This window comes from Alteromonas sp. M12 (assembly GCF_037478005.1).
Lineage (GTDB): Bacteria > Pseudomonadota > Gammaproteobacteria > Enterobacterales > Alteromonadaceae > Aliiglaciecola > Aliiglaciecola lipolytica_A.
In genome coordinates this window covers 4,401,265-4,420,133 of the sequence record NZ_CP144164.1, presented here as the reverse complement: position 1 = coordinate 4,420,133, position 18,869 = coordinate 4,401,265, and the positions used below count along the sequence as shown (strand labels likewise).

General features: G+C 42.0%; 19 protein-coding genes. 9 read left to right on the top strand and 10 right to left on the bottom strand.

Features of this window, described 5'->3' with window-relative positions; genetic code table 11:
• Nucleotides 1-98 precede the first annotated feature (98 nt).
• Complete coding sequence (gene panP, locus VUI23_RS19020; RefSeq protein WP_342805448.1) at nucleotides 99-1,727, top strand: pyridoxal-dependent aspartate 1-decarboxylase PanP; 1,629 nt, start codon at nucleotides 99-101, stop codon at nucleotides 1,725-1,727.
• 7 nt (nucleotides 1,728-1,734) lie between these two features.
• Here panP and panC read toward each other — a convergent pair whose 3' ends face one another.
• The 5 genes from panC to VUI23_RS18995 all read right to left on the bottom strand — a co-directional run bounded on the left by panC (nucleotide 1,735) and on the right by VUI23_RS18995 (nucleotide 6,525).
• On the bottom strand, nucleotides 1,735-2,586 hold the full coding sequence (gene panC / locus VUI23_RS19015) for a pantoate--beta-alanine ligase (protein ID WP_216049168.1): 852 nt from the start codon (nucleotides 2,584-2,586) through the stop codon (nucleotides 1,735-1,737).
• A 25-nt stretch (nucleotides 2,587-2,611) separates the two neighbouring features.
• Complete coding sequence (panB, locus tag VUI23_RS19010; RefSeq protein WP_342805446.1) at nucleotides 2,612-3,409, bottom strand: 3-methyl-2-oxobutanoate hydroxymethyltransferase; 798 nt, start codon at nucleotides 3,407-3,409, stop codon at nucleotides 2,612-2,614.
• 58 nt (nucleotides 3,410-3,467) lie between these two features.
• The gene (folK, locus tag VUI23_RS19005; RefSeq protein ID WP_342805444.1) at nucleotides 3,468-3,974 is read right to left on the bottom strand and encodes a 2-amino-4-hydroxy-6-hydroxymethyldihydropteridine diphosphokinase; all 507 of its coding nucleotides are present in this window, start codon (nucleotides 3,972-3,974) and stop codon (nucleotides 3,468-3,470) included.
• Nucleotides 3,974-5,287, bottom strand: coding sequence for a polynucleotide adenylyltransferase PcnB (gene pcnB / locus VUI23_RS19000; protein ID WP_342808321.1), 1,314 nt, complete (start codon nucleotides 5,285-5,287; stop codon nucleotides 3,974-3,976). Before pcnB ends, folK begins: the two co-directional genes overlap by 1 nt.
• A gap of 221 nt (nucleotides 5,288-5,508) precedes the next feature.
• Complete coding sequence (locus VUI23_RS18995; RefSeq protein WP_342805442.1) at nucleotides 5,509-6,525, bottom strand: LacI family DNA-binding transcriptional regulator; 1,017 nt, start codon at nucleotides 6,523-6,525, stop codon at nucleotides 5,509-5,511.
• A gap of 447 nt (nucleotides 6,526-6,972) precedes the next feature.
• Here VUI23_RS18995 and VUI23_RS18990 point away from each other — a divergent pair, with 447 nt between their 5' ends.
• A complete protein-coding gene (locus tag VUI23_RS18990; protein ID WP_342805440.1) occupies nucleotides 6,973-8,244 on the top strand; it encodes an MFS transporter in 1,272 nt (423 codons plus the stop codon).
• Entirely contained in the window at nucleotides 8,241-9,821 is a 1,581-nt protein-coding gene (gene treF / locus VUI23_RS18985; protein WP_342805438.1) for an alpha,alpha-trehalase TreF, read from the top strand. The genes VUI23_RS18990 and treF overlap by 4 nt, the downstream gene beginning before the upstream one ends.
• Here the strand turns inward: treF and gluQRS are convergent.
• From gluQRS to sfsA, 3 genes are all read right to left on the bottom strand, one after another.
• Complete coding sequence (gene gluQRS / locus VUI23_RS18980; RefSeq protein ID WP_303501885.1) at nucleotides 9,775-10,623, bottom strand: tRNA glutamyl-Q(34) synthetase GluQRS; 849 nt, start codon at nucleotides 10,621-10,623, stop codon at nucleotides 9,775-9,777. The genes treF and gluQRS overlap by 47 nt on opposite strands.
• An 80-nt stretch (nucleotides 10,624-10,703) precedes the next feature.
• Entirely contained in the window at nucleotides 10,704-11,150 is a 447-nt protein-coding gene (gene dksA, locus VUI23_RS18975) for an RNA polymerase-binding protein DksA (protein ID WP_216049161.1), read from the bottom strand.
• Nucleotides 11,151-11,375: 225 nt separating this feature from the next.
• Complete coding sequence (gene sfsA, locus VUI23_RS18970; RefSeq protein ID WP_303501893.1) at nucleotides 11,376-12,080, bottom strand: DNA/RNA nuclease SfsA; 705 nt, start codon at nucleotides 12,078-12,080, stop codon at nucleotides 11,376-11,378.
• Nucleotides 12,081-12,171: 91 nt separating this feature from the next.
• Here sfsA and pepB point away from each other — a divergent pair, with 91 nt between their 5' ends.
• Entirely contained in the window at nucleotides 12,172-13,464 is a 1,293-nt protein-coding gene (gene pepB, locus VUI23_RS18965) for an aminopeptidase PepB (protein WP_342805436.1), read from the top strand.
• 94 nt (nucleotides 13,465-13,558) lie between these two features.
• Here pepB and VUI23_RS18960 read toward each other — a convergent pair whose 3' ends face one another.
• On the bottom strand, nucleotides 13,559-13,741 hold the full coding sequence (locus VUI23_RS18960) for a helix-turn-helix domain-containing protein (RefSeq protein ID WP_342805434.1): 183 nt from the start codon (nucleotides 13,739-13,741) through the stop codon (nucleotides 13,559-13,561).
• Between the two features lie 182 nt (nucleotides 13,742-13,923).
• On the opposite strand from VUI23_RS18960, the gene VUI23_RS18955 reads away from it, so the two are divergent.
• Complete coding sequence (locus VUI23_RS18955; protein ID WP_216049158.1) at nucleotides 13,924-14,523, top strand: YhgN family NAAT transporter; 600 nt, start codon at nucleotides 13,924-13,926, stop codon at nucleotides 14,521-14,523.
• Nucleotides 14,520-15,110, top strand: a complete 591-nt coding sequence (locus VUI23_RS18950) for a YjaG family protein (RefSeq protein WP_216049157.1) — start codon at nucleotides 14,520-14,522, stop codon at nucleotides 15,108-15,110. The genes VUI23_RS18955 and VUI23_RS18950 overlap by 4 nt, the downstream gene beginning before the upstream one ends.
• On the opposite strand, the gene rsmD is transcribed toward VUI23_RS18950, so the two are convergent.
• Nucleotides 15,097-15,684 (bottom strand): 16S rRNA (guanine(966)-N(2))-methyltransferase RsmD, encoded by a 588-nt coding sequence (gene rsmD, locus VUI23_RS18945; RefSeq protein ID WP_216049156.1) that lies wholly within the window; start codon nucleotides 15,682-15,684, stop codon nucleotides 15,097-15,099. The genes VUI23_RS18950 and rsmD overlap by 14 nt on opposite strands.
• A gap of 179 nt (nucleotides 15,685-15,863) precedes the next feature.
• On the opposite strand from rsmD, the gene ftsY reads away from it, so the two are divergent.
• The 3 genes from ftsY to ftsX are packed head-to-tail and all read left to right on the top strand — an operon-like array spanning nucleotide 15,864 to nucleotide 18,840.
• Entirely contained in the window at nucleotides 15,864-17,141 is a 1,278-nt protein-coding gene (ftsY, locus tag VUI23_RS18940) for a signal recognition particle-docking protein FtsY (protein WP_342805432.1), read from the top strand.
• Nucleotides 17,142-17,155: 14 nt separating this feature from the next.
• Nucleotides 17,156-17,860 carry a cell division ATP-binding protein FtsE gene (ftsE, locus tag VUI23_RS18935; protein WP_216049155.1) on the top strand — a complete coding sequence of 235 codons (705 nt, stop codon included), beginning with the start codon at nucleotides 17,156-17,158 and terminating at the stop codon, nucleotides 17,858-17,860.
• Nucleotides 17,860-18,840: a permease-like cell division protein FtsX gene (ftsX, locus tag VUI23_RS18930; RefSeq protein WP_342805431.1), complete on the top strand. Its 981-nt coding sequence runs from the start codon at nucleotides 17,860-17,862 to the stop codon at nucleotides 18,838-18,840. The genes ftsE and ftsX overlap by 1 nt, the downstream gene beginning before the upstream one ends.
• Nucleotides 18,841-18,869 lie beyond the last annotated feature (29 nt).

The following is an 18,869-nucleotide window of genomic DNA, read 5'->3' as shown; positions in this document are numbered from 1 at the left end:
GAGATTTGTTAAAAAACTGTACTTTTTATTAACTTAGGATGCTTTATATTTGGCGAAGTGGCAGATTTGCGCTAAAGTCCGCGTCTGAAAGTTTTCATATGAGGTTACAACGAGTGGGTAAAGCGACTGCCAGTTTGGAGCATATGTTCCGTGTATTTACCAAGCCTGAAGGTAAAGATTCCAAACTCGCGCAAATAGAAGAGCATTTGTCAGATAATCTGTCGGATTTTCTTTCCCAACATGTTGTAACTACCGCGAAATCTCTTGAAGATATTGAGCAAAATTTTCAGGAATACAAAGTGCCTGAATCCCCTGAATTTGTCTCTAAACATGCAGAGGTGCTGTTAGAAAAAGTTGTCGCCAATTCAGTGAATACTTATGCTCCAACGTTCATTGGGCATATGACGTCTGCTTTGCCGTACTTCCACTTACCTTTAGCAAAGCTGCTGGTGGGGTTGAATCAAAACTTAGTAAAAATTGAAACTTCCAAAGCGTTTACGCCTTTGGAGCGTCAAGTTGTCGGCATGTTGCATGAATTGGTTTATAACGAGTCAGAATCTTTTTATAAAACCCATTTGCACAGTGCAAAACATTCTCTTGGCGCATTTTGCTCAGGTGGAACCATTGCCAATATTACCGCGCTCTGGGTCGCTCGTAACAAAGCGTTAGCTGCCGACGGAAATTTTCGAGGCGTTGCAAAACAAGGCTTAGCCGCGGGTTTAAAACATTATGGCTATGCCAATATGGGGATTCTCTCTTCCAAGCGAGGACACTACTCACTTTCTAAAGCCGTAGATATTCTAGGTTTAGGACGTGAGCAAATGCTGACCGTCGATAGCCAAAGTCAACGTTTATCCCCTGAAGACGCATTGAAAGTAGGACGACAGTTTGAACAGCGTGGAAACAAATTATTAGCCATTGTTGGGATTGCGGGCACCACAGAAACAGGCCACGTTGATCCCCTAGATGAATTGGCCGATGTCGCCAAAGAATTAAACTGTCACTTCCATGTGGATGCCGCCTGGGGAGGAGCAACCTTATTCTCCAACCGCAATAAAATGAAACTCAAAGGTATACACAAAGCAGACTCAGTCACCCTTGATGCTCACAAACAAATGTATGTTCCTATGGGGGCAGGTGTTGTGGTGTTTAAAAATCCTGAAGACAGTAATGCGGTGCGACATCACGCACAATATATTTTACGAGCCGGCTCTAAAGATTTAGGTGCGACCACATTAGAAGGTTCGCGTAACGGCATGGCAATGATGGTTTACTCGGCGTTTAATATATTCGGTCGTGAGGGATATGAGTTACTCATTGACCAAAGTATCGAAAAAGCCCAACGTTTTGCCTCTCTGATTGACCAACATGATAATTTTGAGTTGATTACTGCACCTACTCTGTCACTTTTAACTTATCGGGTAAAACCAGCCATGGTGAACGCTCATGGTGATATCGAAAGTGAAATGTTGGACAGATTAAATGTCACAGTTCAAAAGCAACAGCGTGAAGCGGGTAAATCCTTTGTTTCTCGAACACGCTTAACGGTTGAAAATTACGGTACCAAGCTTCTCACCGTATTTCGCGTAGTATTAGCTAACCCGTTAACCACTGACCAAGATCTGGTAAATATATTAGAAGAACAGTTGGATATTGCGAAGCGTACAGAAACTTGGAAAGAGCTTGAGAATCAAGCTCTTTTACCGTCAAAAAGATCTGTTGGTTAGTTCTATTTTACTCAAGTGTCACTTGAATATTATCGATCAGGCGGGTTTTTCCTAAAAATGCGGCTGCCAAAATAACCAACTCGGTCTCTTCATGGCCGGGACTCAATAATGATTCCACGGAACGAATATCAATATAATCTACTTTCAATCCTGCATTGTTAAGTTCTTCAGTGTACTGCTGAATCAAATTACTGAAATCTCGTCGCCCGAGTTGAATGTTTTCACTCAATTTCTGTAAGCAACTATATAGTGCTGGGGCTTTTGCTCGTTCAGACTCAGTTAGATAGTTGTTGCGTGACGACATTGCTAAGCCATCATCCTCTCTAACCGTTGGTACACCGTAGATTTGTAGGTTCATTGATAAGTCAGTGACCATGGCTTTAATCACCTGTAATTGCTGAAAGTCTTTCTCACCAAAAAACGCCATGTTTGGTTGTACCATATTAAACAATTTACACACTATGGTGGCCACACCACGAAAATGGCCGGGACGACTCGCTCCACAAATCATATAGGACAAGCCGGGCACTTCTACAAAAGTCTGCTTTTCCAAACCTCGAGAGTAAATATCTTCTGCTTTTGGGGTGAAAAGGACATCTACCCCTAAGGCTTCTAATGCGGCCATATCTTGTTGCATAGTGCGTGGGTATGCGGCCAAGTCTTCATCAGGTCCAAATTGTAATGGATTGACAAAAATAGACACTACCACTATGTCTGCATGCTTTTTGGCTTGCTCGACAAGGTGTAAGTGCCCTTTATGTAAATTTCCCATGGTGGGGACAAACGCAATGGTTTTACCATCGTTTTGCCATTTTCTGCGTATTTCTCTAAGCGGTGTTATATCACTAATTTGCTGCATAATGTGTCCTATATATTCTTAGCTATTAGTTAAAGCTATGTTCTGCGCTTGGAAAAACGCCATTTTGCACTTCTTCAATATAGGCCTTAACTGCTTCGCGCATATCCCCGGTGATTTCTAAATAGTTTTTAGAAAACTTGGGCATGTAATTGGCACTAATGCCAAACATGTCGTGCATTACTAAGATTTGACCATCGGTATGCGCGCCGGCGCCTATACCAATTACAGGAATATTAATTGCCTTGCTAATTTTCTCAGCTAAAGGAGCTGGGACACACTCTAAAACCAACATCTGAACACCGGCTTGTGCCAATGCTTCAGCTTGTTCGAACAATCGTTCTGCTTGCAAGTCGCCACGACCTTGGACTTTAAATCCACCAAAAACGTGCACTGACTGTGGAGTAAGGCCTAAATGGCCACACACAGGCACGCCACGCAAGTTTAGCCCCTTAATGGTATCATTCAGCCAGTCTCCGCCTTCTACTTTAACCATGCTAGCGCCAGCGGCCATTAGAGTGGCAGCATTGGCATAGGTTTGTTCTGGCGTTGCATATGTCATGAATGGCATGTCGGCCACCACAAAAGCACGACTTGTTCCTTTACGAACGGATCTCGTGTGGTAAGCGATATCATCTATGGTAACAGATAGGGTATCGTCGCAGCCTTGCAGCACCATGCCCAGTGAATCACCGATCAAAATCACATCAACACCTTGCTCGTCAAATAGCTTGGCGAAGCTGGCATCATAAGCGGTTAGCGCTGTGATTTTTTGTTTCTCTTGTTTCATTTTAAACAAGCTTGACGTAGTTACTTTCTTAGTCATAATAATCACCTCTGCTAACTGAAAAGTGCAACAAAATTAGATGGTTGCTCACTTTTGATTATTTCCATGTCACATTTGTTCTGATTACTTCGAGCCCATTTTCAGGTACGCTTTTTAGTATAGAAACTAAAGAGTCACCACATGGTAACACGAGTTCAGGAGCTATCTCACGTAACGGGTATAGTACAAATTCCCGTGTTTTCATACCGTAATGGGGCACGACTAAATCATCGCTTCGAATTTGTTCATTGCCATACAAAATAATATCTAAATCTAGGGTTCTAGGTCCCCAGCGTTCGGATTTCCGCTGTCTGCCATGGGTCAGTTCAATTGTTTGTAAGCTGGAGAGTAATTCCGAAGGCGCTAATCGTGTTGCTATTGATACCACAGCATTCACATAATCAGGTTGATCTTGCGGGCCCATAGGTTTGCTAGCATAAAAACTTGAGCATTGTTTTATGTGCGTGTCTTTGAGACCGTCAATTGCACGCAACGCCTGTTGCAGTTGCTGATCAGGCTCGGCTAAATTGCTACCCAAACCTATGTAACTAATTACGGGTTGCATTAGGAGGCGCTGGGTTTCTTACTTTTGGGACGGCGGCGAGTGCGACGAGCGGGCCCGCCTTCAGCTTCTCGGAGTTTAACTAACATTTGTTTGCGTTTATCTGGGCTAACCTCTTGAAACTCAGTCCACCAATCAGCTAACTCAAGCAGTTTACCCCCTTCAATTTGTCCACGAATCAGCAAAAAGTCATAGGCTGCACGGAAACGGGCATGTTCTAACATTTGATAGGCTCTGCGGCCGAAACGCTTTGGTAAACGCAATTGTAAAAGCCAAATTTCTCGCATCATGCTGGAAAAACGTTTGGGGATCATAATGCGTTGTATTTGTCGGTGAAGCACATCGTTGACCGCGATATTGAATGCATCGAAATGATTCAAACCTGCTTCGTCCATGAGCTTTTGACAGTGTTCTTCAATTGGATACCATAAAAATGCGGCATACATGAATGCGGGGGTTACTCTTTGACCGGTATTAATCCGGTTATCAGTATTCATCAGCATTTTTCTAATAAACTGATTTTCACGACTGTCGCTGCCTTTTAGCAAGGGCGCTAATTGTGGAAATAACGGTTGGATAAGATCATATTCCTGCATTAATTCAAAGGTTCTTAAACCTTGTCCGGAAATAAACAGTTTAATGACTTCTTCAAACAGGCGAGCAGGCGGAATGTTGTTTAATAAACTGCCTAATTGATGAATTGCAGCGGCGGATTCTTGGCTGATTTGCATATTCAGTTTGGCTGCAAATCGCACTGCCCGTAACATTCTAACCGGATCTTCACGATAACGAGTTTCAGGGTCACCAATCAGCTCTAAACGTTTGTCTTTGATTGCTTGCATGCCATTGGCAAAGTCGGTCACCGTAAAGTCGGTGACGCGGTAATACATCGCGTTTACTGTGAAATCGCGACGTTCTGCATCTTCTTCAATACTGCCAAAAACGTTGTCTCTGAGAATTTGACCTTCTTGACTTTGTTTGCCTAGCACCTCTGCAGGTTTTTTGCCTTTTTCGTCATCCGAGTTTTGGTGATGGCCTCTAAATGTGGCTACTTCAATAATTTCACGACCAAAAACGACATGGGCTAAACGAAATCGGCGGCCAATTAAACGACAGTTTCTAAATAGCGCTTTGACTTCATCAGGAGTGGCATTGGTAACGACATCAAAATCTTTTGGCTGCAGTCCCATAATAAGATCACGTACACAGCCGCCTACTAAGTATGCATCGAATCCTGCGCCATTTAGGCGGTACAATACTTTCAGGGCATTATCACTGATACCTTTTCTAGAAATGCCATGCTCACCGCGAGTGATAACCTTCGGATTGAGTAAATCCGAATGGTATTCGTCAGCGTTTTTTGTCAAAGCATTTTTGACCTTTTTGATCACTCGAGAAATGATGCGTTGGCTCCTGATAACACAAATAATTTTAATGGCGCGCAATGATATACTGGATGAAGAGTATTTTCTATCTGTTGATATAGCTAGTTGCCAGTAAATTGGCTGTGAATACAACTAATACATCTAAATTATGTCTAGTTTAATTTACGACAACTAGAATCTCTTATCATTAATTGGGTATCTAGCACCACAGAGTCAACAGGCTTTTTGTTGAGTAAATCCAGTAAAGCAGAGACCAAAGCTTCCCCGCCTTTTTGGGTGTCTTGATGAATCGAACTTAGTGAAGGTTGTGTGAATGCACACACTGAAATGTCATCATATCCCACTATTGCCACTTGCTCGGGGACACTAACTCCTTGTTCGTTCAATGCTCGCATCATACCTAAGGCTATTGAATCACTGGCCGCGACTATACCGTCGTAATTAAACTGATTATTTTTCAATAAGGCTAAGGTTACTTTGTAGGCATCTTCAAAGGTAAAGTGGATGTCTAACGGATTGGGTTGTTGCAATTGTGCATTTTTCAAAACCTGTTGATAACCTGCAAAACGCAAACCTGTTTCAAAGGAACGCATGCCACAAAAGACAATATTCTCACATCCTTGTTTGACTAAATGTAGAGTAGCCAATTCCCCACCCATGAAATTGTCAGTACCAACAGTCACATAGTCGCTGTTCTTTGATTGACCACCCCAAACCACTATCGGTTTTTGATGATTTATTAGTTTATCAAATGCATCCATATCGTCACCCTGACCAAACACAATCAGTCCGTCAGCGCGGTTCATCGTAAAATAATCATCTAGAGAACTGGTTTGAGCAATATTGTGGGACACCAATAACAGATCGTATTTATGACGACTTAGCTCATCGGCAATTATGCCAACGATATTCAATACAAAGGGGTCAGTAAAAGATTGATCATGTTCGGAGCTTTTAATAATCACAACGGCAATGGTGTTAGAGGTTTTCAATCGGAAGTTTCGGGCCGCGGTATTAATCTTAAAATCGTGAGCTGCCGCGAGCTTTTGTATTTTCTCGCGGGTTTTTGCACTAATTAACTTATTGTTATTCAGCGCCCTAGAAGCAGTTGAACCTGAAACCCCAGCGAGTTTTGCTAAATCGGAAAGCGAACGAACTTTTTTTGTCATGACTATCTCCAAATACTGCAGTTCATGGCAATTCCATTGAAATAGATATTTCAGTAGAGAGGAAAACTCTTAATGCTTTGATACTATTCACTATTGTACACCCTATTGATGTTAGCTTGCAGGTTAAATGATGCAAAATATCATTACCTGAATTCATCCAACATTCCGAATCGGCTTAACATCGGCTACGCACCACTTTATTTTTATCTAGGCTGATTATAGACCCGAATAAAAAATAATTGCAATCGATTGCATTTTTACATATGTTTAACAAAGATTAGCGTCACTTATTGAGTTAATGACACTTCATGGAGCATGTTAGAAGGTGACTAATGAGGTTATTTAGGTGTAATCGAGTATCGCTAATATCCGTTATTTCACAACAGTGCTCGAAGTTAATCAATTGCTTAACTTGGAGCAAAATTATAGCCATTAATGGTGATTTCAATGCCCAGATTTATGACCATATTTGCCATTGCGGCTTGTTATTTTATTTTTGCTATCTTGCTCAATAGTGTAGGGACGGTCATTCTACAATCGATTAATAGTTTCGATATCAGCAAGCCCATCGCCAGTTCTTTAGAAGGATTCAAGGATCTTTCTATTGCCTTTGTGTCTTTTGCCATTGCAGCGTTTGTGCCTAGAGTGGGTTACAAACTGGCGATGATGGCAGCCTTAATATTGGTTGCTGCGGTCTGTGCGCTCACTCCGTTGTTTGCCGACTTTATGATGATCCAAATTTTATTTGCCTGTATCGGAACGGCTTTCGCGCTAATTAAAGTTTCGGTTTATAGCATCGTCGGTCAGTTGTCAGATGATACTAAAAGCCATGCATCACTGCTGAATACCATTGAAGGTATTTTTATGCTGGGGGTGTTGTCAGGTTACTGGTTATTTAGCGGATTTATCGATGCAGAAGCTCCCCATTCTTTACGTTGGATGGAGGTGTATTATTGGCTTGCAGGATTCACAGTCTTAACCGCATTAGCCGTGCTTTTTTCACCGATAAAAAAAGCGCCAAAAGCTGAACTTACTAGACCCCTGATCGACGATTTTATGGAGATGATTAAGCTCACCTACCGACCTCTGGTTTTGGTATTTGTGTTATCCATTTTCTTTTACGTTTTAATTGAACAGGGGATAGGTACTTGGTTACCTACATTTAACAACGAAATATTGCACTTACCTTTAGATGTCAGTATTCAGATTACCAGTATTTTTGCCGCTGCTATCGCCATAGGACGTTTATTGGCAGGACAAGTTTTGCGTTTCATGAATTGGTACAAGTTTTTGAATATCTGTTTAATTTTTATGGCCATATTGATGTTGTTGTGTCTGCCGATGGCCAATACAGTTCAAAATGCTGGCCAAATCAGCACTATCTCCAGCGTCTTTGATGCACCACTCGCTGCCTACTTATTACCTCTTGTGGGGTTACTGATGGCACCTATTTATCCGGTTATCAATTCAGTGATGTTAAGTTCGCTAGAAAAAGCACTGCATGCGCCCATGACCGGATTAATCGTGGTCTTTTCCGCCCTTGGGGGAACAACAGGGTCGATAATTACCGGCATTGTATTTGAGTCTTTTGGTGGTCAACGGGCGTTTTATTTATCTTTGATACCGATGGCGCTGATTGCAATCACGCTATTTTTATTCAAACGCTCAACTGGTCGAATTTCACCTTTCTCAAGCCGCGACATAGAAGAGGCCGCATGAGCACTTTAATAGGACGTCAAACCGCTGGTAATTTTGAGCAAAGCTTGGCTTTTTTCAGCAGCGCATTATTTGATCAGGTCCAAACATCGGGTCTGTTTACCGACAGTAAACACTTTGCAGATGCCACGCCTAAAACCGATTGGGATGAAATTTACCAACAATATGAACAGCAATCAGCATCTGGTCATTTCAAATTGGCAGAGTTTGTTGAGCAATATTTTAGCTTTCCCGAACCGATAAAGCTGGCCGAAAATGTTCGTTATCAAACCGTTGCTGAACACATTGAAGCTTTATGGTCACTTTTACAAAAGCAGCCAGATGCCGACAGCAAAGATTCTCTTTTGCCACTGCGATTTCCTTACTTGGTGCCGGGCGGTCGATTTAGGGAAATATATTATTGGGATAGTTATTTCACTTCTTTAGGTTTGCTCAATTCTGGACGCAAAGAATTAGTCAAATCGATGGTGTTAAATTTTATTCAATTGCAGAAAGATATTGGCTGTATTCCCAATGGTAATCGCAGTTATTATTTTAGTCGTTCCCAACCGCCAGTATTGGGCTTAATGGTAGACATGCTGTTCAGGTCTGAGGGCAACTATAAGGATCTAGACTTTCTCAAGGAATGCGTAGAAGCCATGGATTCTGAATATGCGTTTTGGATGGCGGGTGCTGAACAGTTGAGTGAACCTTTTCAAACTCATAGTCGTTCAGTCAGAATGCCAAATGGCGGGATTTTGAATCGCTATTGGGATGAGCAAGCTTGTCCTCGACCTGAATCTTATGCTGAGGATATAGATTCTGCTGAGCATAAAAAAGACCATGAAAAATCCACTTTCTATCGGCATATTCGTGCTGCATGCGAATCAGGTTGGGATTTCAGTTCGCGCTGGTTAGCGGATCCAGAAGATCTGCAAAGTATCCAAACTACCGATATTATCCCTGTTGATCTCAATTGTTTGCTGTATCAGCTTGAAGTGTTATTGAGTCAGTATTGGGACTTGTTAGGGCAAAAAAGTAAAAGTCAGCTTTACCAGCAAAAATCGGAAACTCGTAAAGTAACCATACAATCTTACTTTTGGGATTCTACAGATAACTTCTATCGGGATTTTAATCTGAAAACAACCAGTCAATCTGCGGTGATGTCTCTTGCCGGTGTGTTGCCTCTATTCGTTAACCTTGCCAATCATGAACAGGCCGAAGCCGTGGCCAGTCGATTGGAAAACGAATTTCTATGTGCTGGAGGTTTGCTTACCACTTTGTGTCAAAGTAGCCAGCAATGGGACGCACCAAACGGTTGGGCGCCATTACATTGGTTTGCTGTTAAAGGGTTACAGCAATACCAACAGAATGAATTGGCGACACGGATCATGCAAAACTGGCTCGCTAACGTAGAACATTATTTTCAGGCCCATGGAAGTTTAATGGAAAAATATAACGTCAAAGAAATTGACCATGTTGCGCAAGGTGGTGAGTACGAGGTACAGCATGGATTCGGTTGGACTAACGGGGTGACTAGCGCCTTCTATCAACTTATGGAGTCGAGTCAGCCCAAGCTTGAATTGCCCAATCTAAAATAGCCTGAGTCTGTTGTGGAATATGTTTAGGGACAGGTAGATTAAGATGATCCAGGGCGACGATGAGGTTTTCTTCTGTTTTATTAAGATTCAATGCCGGCGCATGATTTTGTTTACTGAATTTGCGCCCGTCAGCTGACCTGACCAATGGTAAATGCAAACATTGAGGCAGAGCCTTGCCCAAGGTCTTAAATAACGCCCACTGGCATGCTGTGGCCGTTATTAAATCTTCTCCCCTAACTATTTCGGTAACGCCTAAATTTATATCATCAGCCACAGATGCTAGGTGGTAGGCGTACAATCCATCTTTGCGCCTAACAATAAAATCTTCTTGGGTTGCGTTACTATTTACTTCGAGTTGTCCTAATCGAACATCGTTTATCTGCGATATGTTAAATTGGTTTTTTATCCGAAGGGAATATGGGGCTTGTATCTGTTTTTTATCTCTACAAGTGCCGCTATAGAATTCGCCAATAGCCTTGATTTGCGCTCGTGTGCATTCACAAGGATAAAGTAAATTTTGGCGACTGAGTTGCGATAAAATATGTTCGTAATATTGGCTGTTTTGACTTTGCAAAATGACATCGTCATCCCAAATCAAACCATGGGCCTTTAACGTCAACTGAATACTTTCTATTGCGCCAGCCATGATTCTTGGCGGATCAATATCGTCAATGCGTAGTAGCCACTTGCCGTTATTCACTTTGGCTTGCAAGAAACTTCCCAGAGCGGTCACTAATGAGCCCATATGCAGTGGCCCAGATGGACTTGGTGCAAATCGACCGATATAACTTGTTTGGTTCATAAATAATCACCAACTTAAAGTTAACGCTCTAGAAACAACAAAAGCCGCAGGTTAGCGGCTTTGGAATCGACTTAAAAAAATTAACCTTGTAGCTGTTTTTCTTTAATTTCAGCTAGGGTTTTACAATCGATACATAAATCAGCGGTAGGTCGAGCTTCTAATCGCCTTACACCAATCTCAATGCCACATGCATCGCAAAAACCAAAGTCGTCCTCTTCAATTCGTTTTAACGTTTTTTCAATTTTCTTGATTAACTTACGTTCACGGTCGCGGGTACGAAGTTCTAAGCTGAATTCTTCTTCTTGAGCCGCTCGATCTACTGGATCTGGGAAATTGGCCGCTTCATCCTGCATATGGTGAACAGTACGATCTACTTCTTCGCGAAGTTGAGAGCGCCATGCTGACAATATTTTACGGAAATGCTCGAGTTGAGCATCGTTCATATACTCTTCGCCGTCTTTCTCCTGATAAGGAGTTAGACCAGCTAGTGCTATTAATCCTAAACTTTTTTCTTTTCCAGTTGGCATGTGCCAATTCTCCTACACTACGACACAAACGTTGTTTAGCGAATGAGGATATATAGCAGATTGCTATTATCCTAGCAAATTAGGCTTGGTCGAATATATGTAACTGTTACGCTTATCAGCGGTAAAATTGGCCTAGTAAATACCAATTTTTTTGAATAAAAAACGGTGAGCTGTTTTTTACGACTCGCAAACATAGACTCCTTAGATAAAAAATCAACCTTTTTTTTACAGATCGAAACTTAGTTGCTGATTTAATTGTAGTTTTTCTTCAGAGATTTTGCAGCCGTAGGCGATAATTTGTACGCCCGCAGCCATTGCTGCTTGTAAAGTCGCCGAATATTCCGGATCTATGTCGGTAGCAACTCGGATATTTTTGATGCCAGTATGCTGACTACAAAACAACAATACAGCGCGTTTCCCAGCTTGAGCAATGACAATTAGTTCACGTAAGTGTTTACTGCCCCGTTGGGTTTTTGCATCAGGGAAATAACCAATCCCGTCCCTCAGTAATGTAACTGATTTTACTTCAACATAACAATCGGGCAGATTGTCAGAGGTTAACATAAAATCTATTCTGCTATTTTCTTCTCCGTACTTTACCTCTGGTTTAATCCCTTGGTATTCAGCTAATTCTTTGATTTTTGATTGGGCAAAAGCTTCGGCAACTAATTTATTCGCATTGTGGGTATTGACCCCTATCCAGTCGCCTTGGTGATTTTTACTTAGCTCCCAAGTGTATGCGAGTTTCCGTTTAGGGTTATTCGATGGACTTAACCACACTTCAAAGCCGGGGTCGCCGCAACCCGTCATGGCACCTGTATTTGGGCAATGAGCGGTGACGATTGAACCATCAGAAAGTTCCACGTCAGCTAAGAATCGTTTATAGCGTTTTATTAACTTACCCTTGATAAGTGGAGTGGGGAACAGCATATTACCTCTCATATCATGCGCTTTAGACTGCGCACACTGTTCCATGATTTAGTCTAATTAATCATGGATGCCAAAGAAAAAGGAAACCAGTATGTCACATCTTTTAGTCGAACTCAGTTATCAACCCGCTTCAGCCCATTGGGGAGATAATGCATTAGTTAGTTTTGCTGCAGAAACCGCCACCATTCACTTAAACCCTGAAGATGCTACGGATACTCAATTGTCCAAAATTGCGGTGGTTGCCCGTAAACTGGATGGAATGAATCTGTCTGGCGTCACTTTATCTGGAGATTGGAGTGAAGAACAACAATGGGCATTGGCATTTAGTTATCGTCGAGCACGCAATGCTGCTGAGATTAAATGGTTAGAAAATAGTGACAAAGAAAGCTTAGAAAAACGTTACGCTGCGCTGTGTTTTACCCGCGATTTAGTCAATGAAACGCCTGAAAAACTTTCACCGGAAGAATTGGCTAAACGCAGTGTAGACTGGCTAACAGAGCTATCTGGTGACAAAGTGTCTGTAAAATACTGTGTCGGTGAAGAGTTGGCAAAAGCTGGCTGGGTGGGCATATATAACGTTGGCCGAGGCAGTGAACGACCCCCGGTTCTATTAGAAGTTGATTACAACCCCAGCGGTGATGAAAATGCAGCTGTAGCTGCGGCTTTAGTGGGTAAGGGAATTACTTTTGATAGTGGCGGGTACAGCATGAAAAGTAGTGAAGGCATGTTGAGCATGAAGTGCGACATGGGCGGGGCGGCAACGGTAGTTGGTGCACTTGGACTGGCCATCATGCAAGGATTGAACAAGCGGGTTAAATTATTCTTATGTTGTGCTGAGAACCTAGTCAGTGGGCATGCTTATAAATTGGGTGATATTTTAACCTATAAAAACGGTGTGACAGTGGAAATTGTTAATACTGATGCTGAAGGACGTTTAGTGTTGGCGGATGGTTTAATGGCAGCCAGTGAAACCAATGCACCTTTAATTATTGACGCAGCTACTCTCACTGGTGCAGCTGTTGCTGCTACCGGTGGAGATTACAATGCAGTTTTTTCACTTGATAAACCTGCACTACAACAATTTATTATTCAATCAGAAAAACAAAATGAGCCAGTGTGGCCGCTTCCCTTAGAGTTATGGCACCAAGATAAATGTCCATCACCTTTTGCTGATACTGCAAACAGTCGTGCACAAAAAGGTGGCGGTGCCGGTGGTGCATCTAACGCCGCTGGATTCTTGTCACGTTTTGTTGGTAATCAAGGTAAAGGTTGGATTCATGTTGACTTAGCAGCGGCTTATAATGGCAGTGGTACTAGTCATATGCCTGCTGGTGGCAGTGGAATCGGAATAAGAGGAATTGCACAGGCGTTATTAGACGCTTAGAAGTGACTTTTTCAACTAGACTTAGGGTTCACTAATTTATTGGTGAACCGTTTAGCAACTGCTGGTTAAATCATTTGTAGATACCAGCTAGCTTTTAAATACCACCTACACGCTCAGCAAACTCTTTATATTTTTCCACTTCGTTTCTATCAAACAAGGGTTTACCTTGACTATCTTTCGCCTTAGAAGCTAACAGACTTTCTCTTTCTAAACGCTCAACTCTTTGATTTTTTACTCCTAAAAAATTAGCTACCTCGGTTACGCTGATTAAACTCATCGGAGCCTCCACTATTGTGCATTTTTACTTAATCAAAGCGTAAAGTTGTCATATTGCTAGTTAATCGCTTGTTTAGATTTCCAAGCTTGGTTGCCTATGAAATTACGATAGTTTTGGATTCGATTATGGATATACCCTAAATAGGTTTACAATGCCGCGAAATTCGAATTGATGGAGGTATAATGGATATTTGGTCTGCAGCGGTAATGTTATTTCTAATAATGGATCCTTTAGGAAACTTACCAATATTTATGTCCATTTTGAAATCAATTGAGCCTAAACGTCGTCGTAAGGTGTTAGCGCGAGAGTTGGTTTTATCATTATTGATCATGTTCATCTTTTTATTCAGTGGACAAGCCGTGTTGGACTTCCTAAATGTGAAACAACAAGCGGTTAGCATTGCTGGTGGTATTATCTTATTTTTGATTGCAATTCGCATGATCTTCCCTAATAAAGGGAGCCATGACGACGATGTAACTGAGCAGGAACCTTTTATTGTTCCCTTAGCTATTCCAATGATTGCCGGTCCCTCGTTATTGGCTGCTCTGATATTGCTTGCTAACCAAGATCCTCTAAGGATGTTCGATTGGTCGTTAGCACTTTTTTCAGCTTGGGCTGTTTCCGCGAGCATTCTCATGTTTTCTGGTGTATTTTTTAAGATTCTTGGAGAGCGTGGCTTAATCGCGATTGAGCGTTTAATGGGCATGATTTTGATTATGTTGTCGATACAAATGTTTCTCGACGGCGTAGGTAATTACTTTTCACTGGGAGTGACCAATTGACCTCTAAATTAAATACATTTCAAAAAGTTCGTGAGTTAACTGGCTGGCATGCCGTTGCATACGCTGCCACTTTAACTGAACGTATGAAGCCTAATTTCCAGCTATTCTGCGAAACAGCTGAATTCGATGATGAAGGTCAATTCCACAAGTCTTTGGAATCGATTTGGCAGTGGTTGTCTCGTACGGGCTCGAAAATTAATTTCGCTTTACAGTTGGAAAAAATTGAAGATGTGACTCCCGATGCTGCTGAACATGATAGCTTCGGTGTATATCCAGCAATTGATGCGGCAATTTCTTTGGCTGCAATAATGTCGCTGATAACCAATGATGAACCTCAAGGTGCGGTGATAGTTTCCAAATTATCACAAGGGAGTGTCGAAGCATTTGTTGAACTAGTATCTGATCAGTCGTTGAGTGCTCAAGAAATAAAAGAGCACCCATTAATGCAGTGGGAAGTGGCGTTTCAAAATGAATTGGTGCAACAAATAGTCGCAATGCCTGAAGGGGCAAAAAGTGTGAAAGTGCTACGCGAAATGGCGACCAGTGAAGGCGTATCGAATATCGGAATTGAGATTAATTCACAATAAATAATTTACTAGACACACTCTGAGTCGATTTTTCTTTGATACAGCGCCAATTATCTGGAACTTGGTAGTGCTGGTTTTGCGTTTCACATTCGATGTAAATAACACTTTCGGTAACGGTTAAGTGATTTGCTTGGATTACATCGATTGCTTTGGGCACTAAACCGGCATTAAACGGCGGATCAATAAAAATTAAATCAAAGGTATCTTTTAGTCTATCGCAAACCTCAAGACTATTCCCATTTATGACTTTAGTTTGTTGCTCGGATACTTGCAGTTTTTCTAGATTGCTACTGATTAACTGCGCAGCGACCTTATCTAACTCAATAAAAGTTGCACTAGTAGCATGTCTTGAAAGTGCCTCAAAGCCAAGGCTGCCGCTGCCAGCAAACATATCTAAACAACGACTTTCATTTACATAAGGCATTAACCAATTGAACAAGGTTTCTTTGGTCCGATCGGTTGTCGGACGTAAACCTTGTGCCGCTAAAACTGGTAGCTTTCTGCCACGCCACTTGCCACTTATCACCCGGATTGAGCCGGTGATGGCATTTTGCTTTTTTACGCCTCGCTTCATGAATCCAAGAAATGCTATGATTGTCAAAATTGGACGATAGTGTATACCTTTAGTCGCTTTTCTGCATGCACACTTTTTGAAAAGTCAGGTTGCTATCAATAAACTTTATATCAGTCGATTTTTGTTTATTAATAAAGACAAAACTCCAGACTCACATTATCAAGAGAATTAACTAAAGCATGTCTAAATTTTTCCGCTGGTTCAATAAAGATAAAGATGAAAAATCAAATCAATCTGTCGAGCAAGATGAGACGTTACAGAATGTCAGTGAAGAAGATACCGGAAAGCAAGAATCTCCTGCATCCGAATCCTCGGACGAGCAGCCTAAAGCGTTAGAATCGAATGCTGCTGCAACGGTGAGTGTCGAACAGAATATTGATTCCCCGGTTACTATTTTTGAACAGCCCCAAGTTGTTGACGAAATAGCTGCAACCCAACAAAATCCTGTTGAGCCAGAGCCAGAGCCAGAGCCAGAGCCAGAGCCAGAGCCAGAGCCAGAGCCAGAGCCAGAGCCAGAGCCAGAGCCGGAGCCAGAAGGGTTTTTCAGCAAACTTAAACGCGGGTTGTCGCGAACCAAACAAAATTTAGGTAGTGGTTTTGTTAGTTTATTTAAAGGTAAAAGCATCGATGACGAGTTATTCGAGGAACTCGAAACCCAATTGCTAGTTGCCGACTTGGGTATGGATACCACGAGTAAAATTATTAAGGAGTTAACCGAAAGTGCCAATCGTTCGCAGTTGAAAGATGGCGACGCGTTATATCAACTTCTCAAACAGCAAATGTCGGATATTTTAGGTCAATCTAGTGAACCTCTTAAAATCGACTCAGCTGACGGGCCATTTGTGATTCTGATGGTTGGTGTCAATGGCGTTGGTAAAACCACTACCATCGGGAAATTAGCCAAACAATTTCAACAGCAAGGTAAAAAAGTCATGTTAGCGGCAGGAGATACATTTCGTGCCGCAGCTGTTGAACAGTTGCAAGTTTGGGGAGAAAGGAACAATATTCCTGTGGTTGCCCAGCAAACGGGCTCAGACAGTGCGTCGGTTGTTTTTGATGCTTTCCAGTCAGCTAAAGCGAAAAACATGGATATTCTCATCGCAGATACGGCAGGCCGTCTGCAAAATAAAGATCATTTGATGGAAGAGCTCAAAAAGGTCGTTCGGGTCATGAAAAAAATCAACCCGCAAGCCCCCCATGAAATCATGCTTACTATTGATGCTGGTACAGGACAAAATGCAATTAGTCAGACTAAACTGTTTGATGAAGCTGTGGGTTTAACCGGTATCACCCTGACCAAATTAGATGGCACCGCAAAAGGGGGCGTCATATTCGCAATCGCAGACAAGTTTGATATTCCCATACGCTATATTGGTGTGGGTGAAGGGATTGATGATCTTCGTCCATTCGACAATCAGCAGTTTGTAGAAGCACTGTTTCAAGACAATGATAGTTAGACGCAGGTAACAACGTGATTAAGTTTGAACAGGTAAGTAAAACCTATCCAGGCGGGCAACAAGCCTTACGCAAAGTAAGTTTTCATATTGAGCCCGGTGAAATGGCGTTTTTAACCGGCCATTCTGGCGCGGGTAAAAGTACCCTGTTGAAACTCATTAGTATTATGGAGCGTCCTACTGTAGGACGCGTGCTGATCAATGGCCATGATCTAAATACCATACATCGTCGACAAATCGCGTTTATTCGACGAGATATTGGAATGATTTTCCAAAGCCATCAATTATTAATGGATAAAAGCGTGTTTGATAACGTTGCACTGCCATTGGTTATTGAAGGTTACTCCCATAAAGAAACCACTAAACGAGTGCATGCAGCGCTTGAAATGGTTGGGCTACGAGACAAAATAAAAAGCTTTCCAATGATGCTTTCAGGGGGGGAGCAACAACGCGTGGGTATTGCCAGAGCAGTTGTTAATAAACCTCCTTTGTTGTTGGCAGATGAACCGACAGGAAACTTAGATCCTAAATTGTCGATGGAAATCATTCGTTTGTTTGAAGACTTTAATCAAGCTGGCGTATCTGTTTTTATTGCGACCCATGATTTAGGATTAATTGCCCGAATGAAGTACCGATCACTGACCTTAAAACAAGGACAAATGATCACCGATGGTTTGAGTGAAGAGTGGGATAGTGAAGAGCCTAAGGAGTATGATTTTTAATGAGTATTCTGTTTAAAGGCCGGCCTCAAGGTGCTTACTCTTCTAAAATTGGCATGTTCCAGCGCATAACCATGTTTTTTGTCAGTCATGTAAGACAAGCATTAGGGAGCTTAGGTGAACTATGGCGAGCGCCGTTAGCGTCATTGATGACCGTTGGCGTACTTGGGTTGAGTATCACATTACCCAGCACCTTCTATATTTTAGTTAAAAATGCCGAATCGATTGCGGAAAACTGGCAGCAGGCCTCTGAAATAACCTTATTCCTACGTAAAGGGACACAATCCAAAGACGCTAATCAATTAGTGACTAGACTTGGGCTTTGGCCTGAAATCGATTCTGTGACCTATATTCCTGCCGATCAAGGATTGCTTGAATTTCAGCAACAAAGTGGTTTGGGAGAAGCATTGAGTTACTTAGATGAAAACCCGTTACCGGATGTGATTTTAGTCAATCCCACCTCCCAAAATACATCGCCCTCTGCTGCTAAACAGCTATTAGATAAGCTTAATCGTGAACGTCATGTGGAAGTGGGGAAACTCGACATTAAGTGGCTAGAGCGCTTACACGGCTTTTTATCTATCGCCAAAGAATTAATCTATGCCGTCGCTCTTTTGTTATTTCTAGCTGTGGTGTTAATTATTGGCAACACCATTCGCTTAAATATTCTAAGTCGACGGGATGAAATTTTGGTGATGAAATTGGTTGGTGCTACAGATGCATTTATACATCGCCCATTTATGTACACCGGTATGTGGTATGGCTTGTTAGGCGGTTTGATGGCTTGGTTTGCGGTTATGTTATTGCTTTGGTGGATGGGCGGTAGTATTGATGCTTTAACCGCGCAATACGCAAAAGACTTCGACTTAACAGGTCTAGATATTACTTCGCTGCTAGTTATGCTGGGAGTCTCAATCTTTTTAGGATTAGCCGGCTCAATGATATCTGTACATAAGCATGTAAGAAGCATTGAACCGAAATAACTCGATCTCTAAATCATATTGAGATGAAT

Excerpts from the sequence above, each read along its gene's own strand:
- panP (WP_342805448.1), top strand. The coding sequence starts at position 99 with ATGAGGTTACAACGAGTGGGTAAAGCGACTGCCAGTTTGGAGCATATG.
- panC (WP_216049168.1), bottom strand. The coding sequence starts at position 2,586 with ATGCAGCAAATTAGTGATATAACACCGCTTAGAGAAATACGCAGAAAA.
- panB (WP_342805446.1), bottom strand. The coding sequence starts at position 3,409 with ATGACTAAGAAAGTAACTACGTCAAGCTTGTTTAAAATGAAACAAGAG.
- folK (WP_342805444.1), bottom strand. The coding sequence starts at position 3,974 with ATGCAACCCGTAATTAGTTACATAGGTTTGGGTAGCAATTTAGCCGAG.
- VUI23_RS18995 (WP_342805442.1), bottom strand. The coding sequence starts at position 6,525 with ATGACAAAAAAAGTTCGTTCGCTTTCCGATTTAGCAAAACTCGCTGGG.
- VUI23_RS18990 (WP_342805440.1), top strand. The coding sequence starts at position 6,973 with ATGCCCAGATTTATGACCATATTTGCCATTGCGGCTTGTTATTTTATT.
- treF (WP_342805438.1), top strand. The coding sequence starts at position 8,241 with ATGAGCACTTTAATAGGACGTCAAACCGCTGGTAATTTTGAGCAAAGC.
- gluQRS (WP_303501885.1), bottom strand. The coding sequence starts at position 10,623 with ATGAACCAAACAAGTTATATCGGTCGATTTGCACCAAGTCCATCTGGG.
- dksA (WP_216049161.1), bottom strand. The coding sequence starts at position 11,150 with ATGCCAACTGGAAAAGAAAAAAGTTTAGGATTAATAGCACTAGCTGGT.
- sfsA (WP_303501893.1), bottom strand. The coding sequence starts at position 12,080 with ATGCTGTTCCCCACTCCACTTATCAAGGGTAAGTTAATAAAACGCTAT.
- pepB (WP_342805436.1), top strand. The coding sequence starts at position 12,172 with ATGTCACATCTTTTAGTCGAACTCAGTTATCAACCCGCTTCAGCCCAT.
- VUI23_RS18960 (WP_342805434.1), bottom strand. The coding sequence starts at position 13,741 with ATGAGTTTAATCAGCGTAACCGAGGTAGCTAATTTTTTAGGAGTAAAA.
- VUI23_RS18955 (WP_216049158.1), top strand. The coding sequence starts at position 13,924 with ATGGATATTTGGTCTGCAGCGGTAATGTTATTTCTAATAATGGATCCT.
- rsmD (WP_216049156.1), bottom strand. The coding sequence starts at position 15,684 with ATGAAGCGAGGCGTAAAAAAGCAAAATGCCATCACCGGCTCAATCCGG.
- ftsY (WP_342805432.1), top strand. The coding sequence starts at position 15,864 with ATGTCTAAATTTTTCCGCTGGTTCAATAAAGATAAAGATGAAAAATCA.
- ftsX (WP_342805431.1), top strand. The coding sequence starts at position 17,860 with ATGAGTATTCTGTTTAAAGGCCGGCCTCAAGGTGCTTACTCTTCTAAA.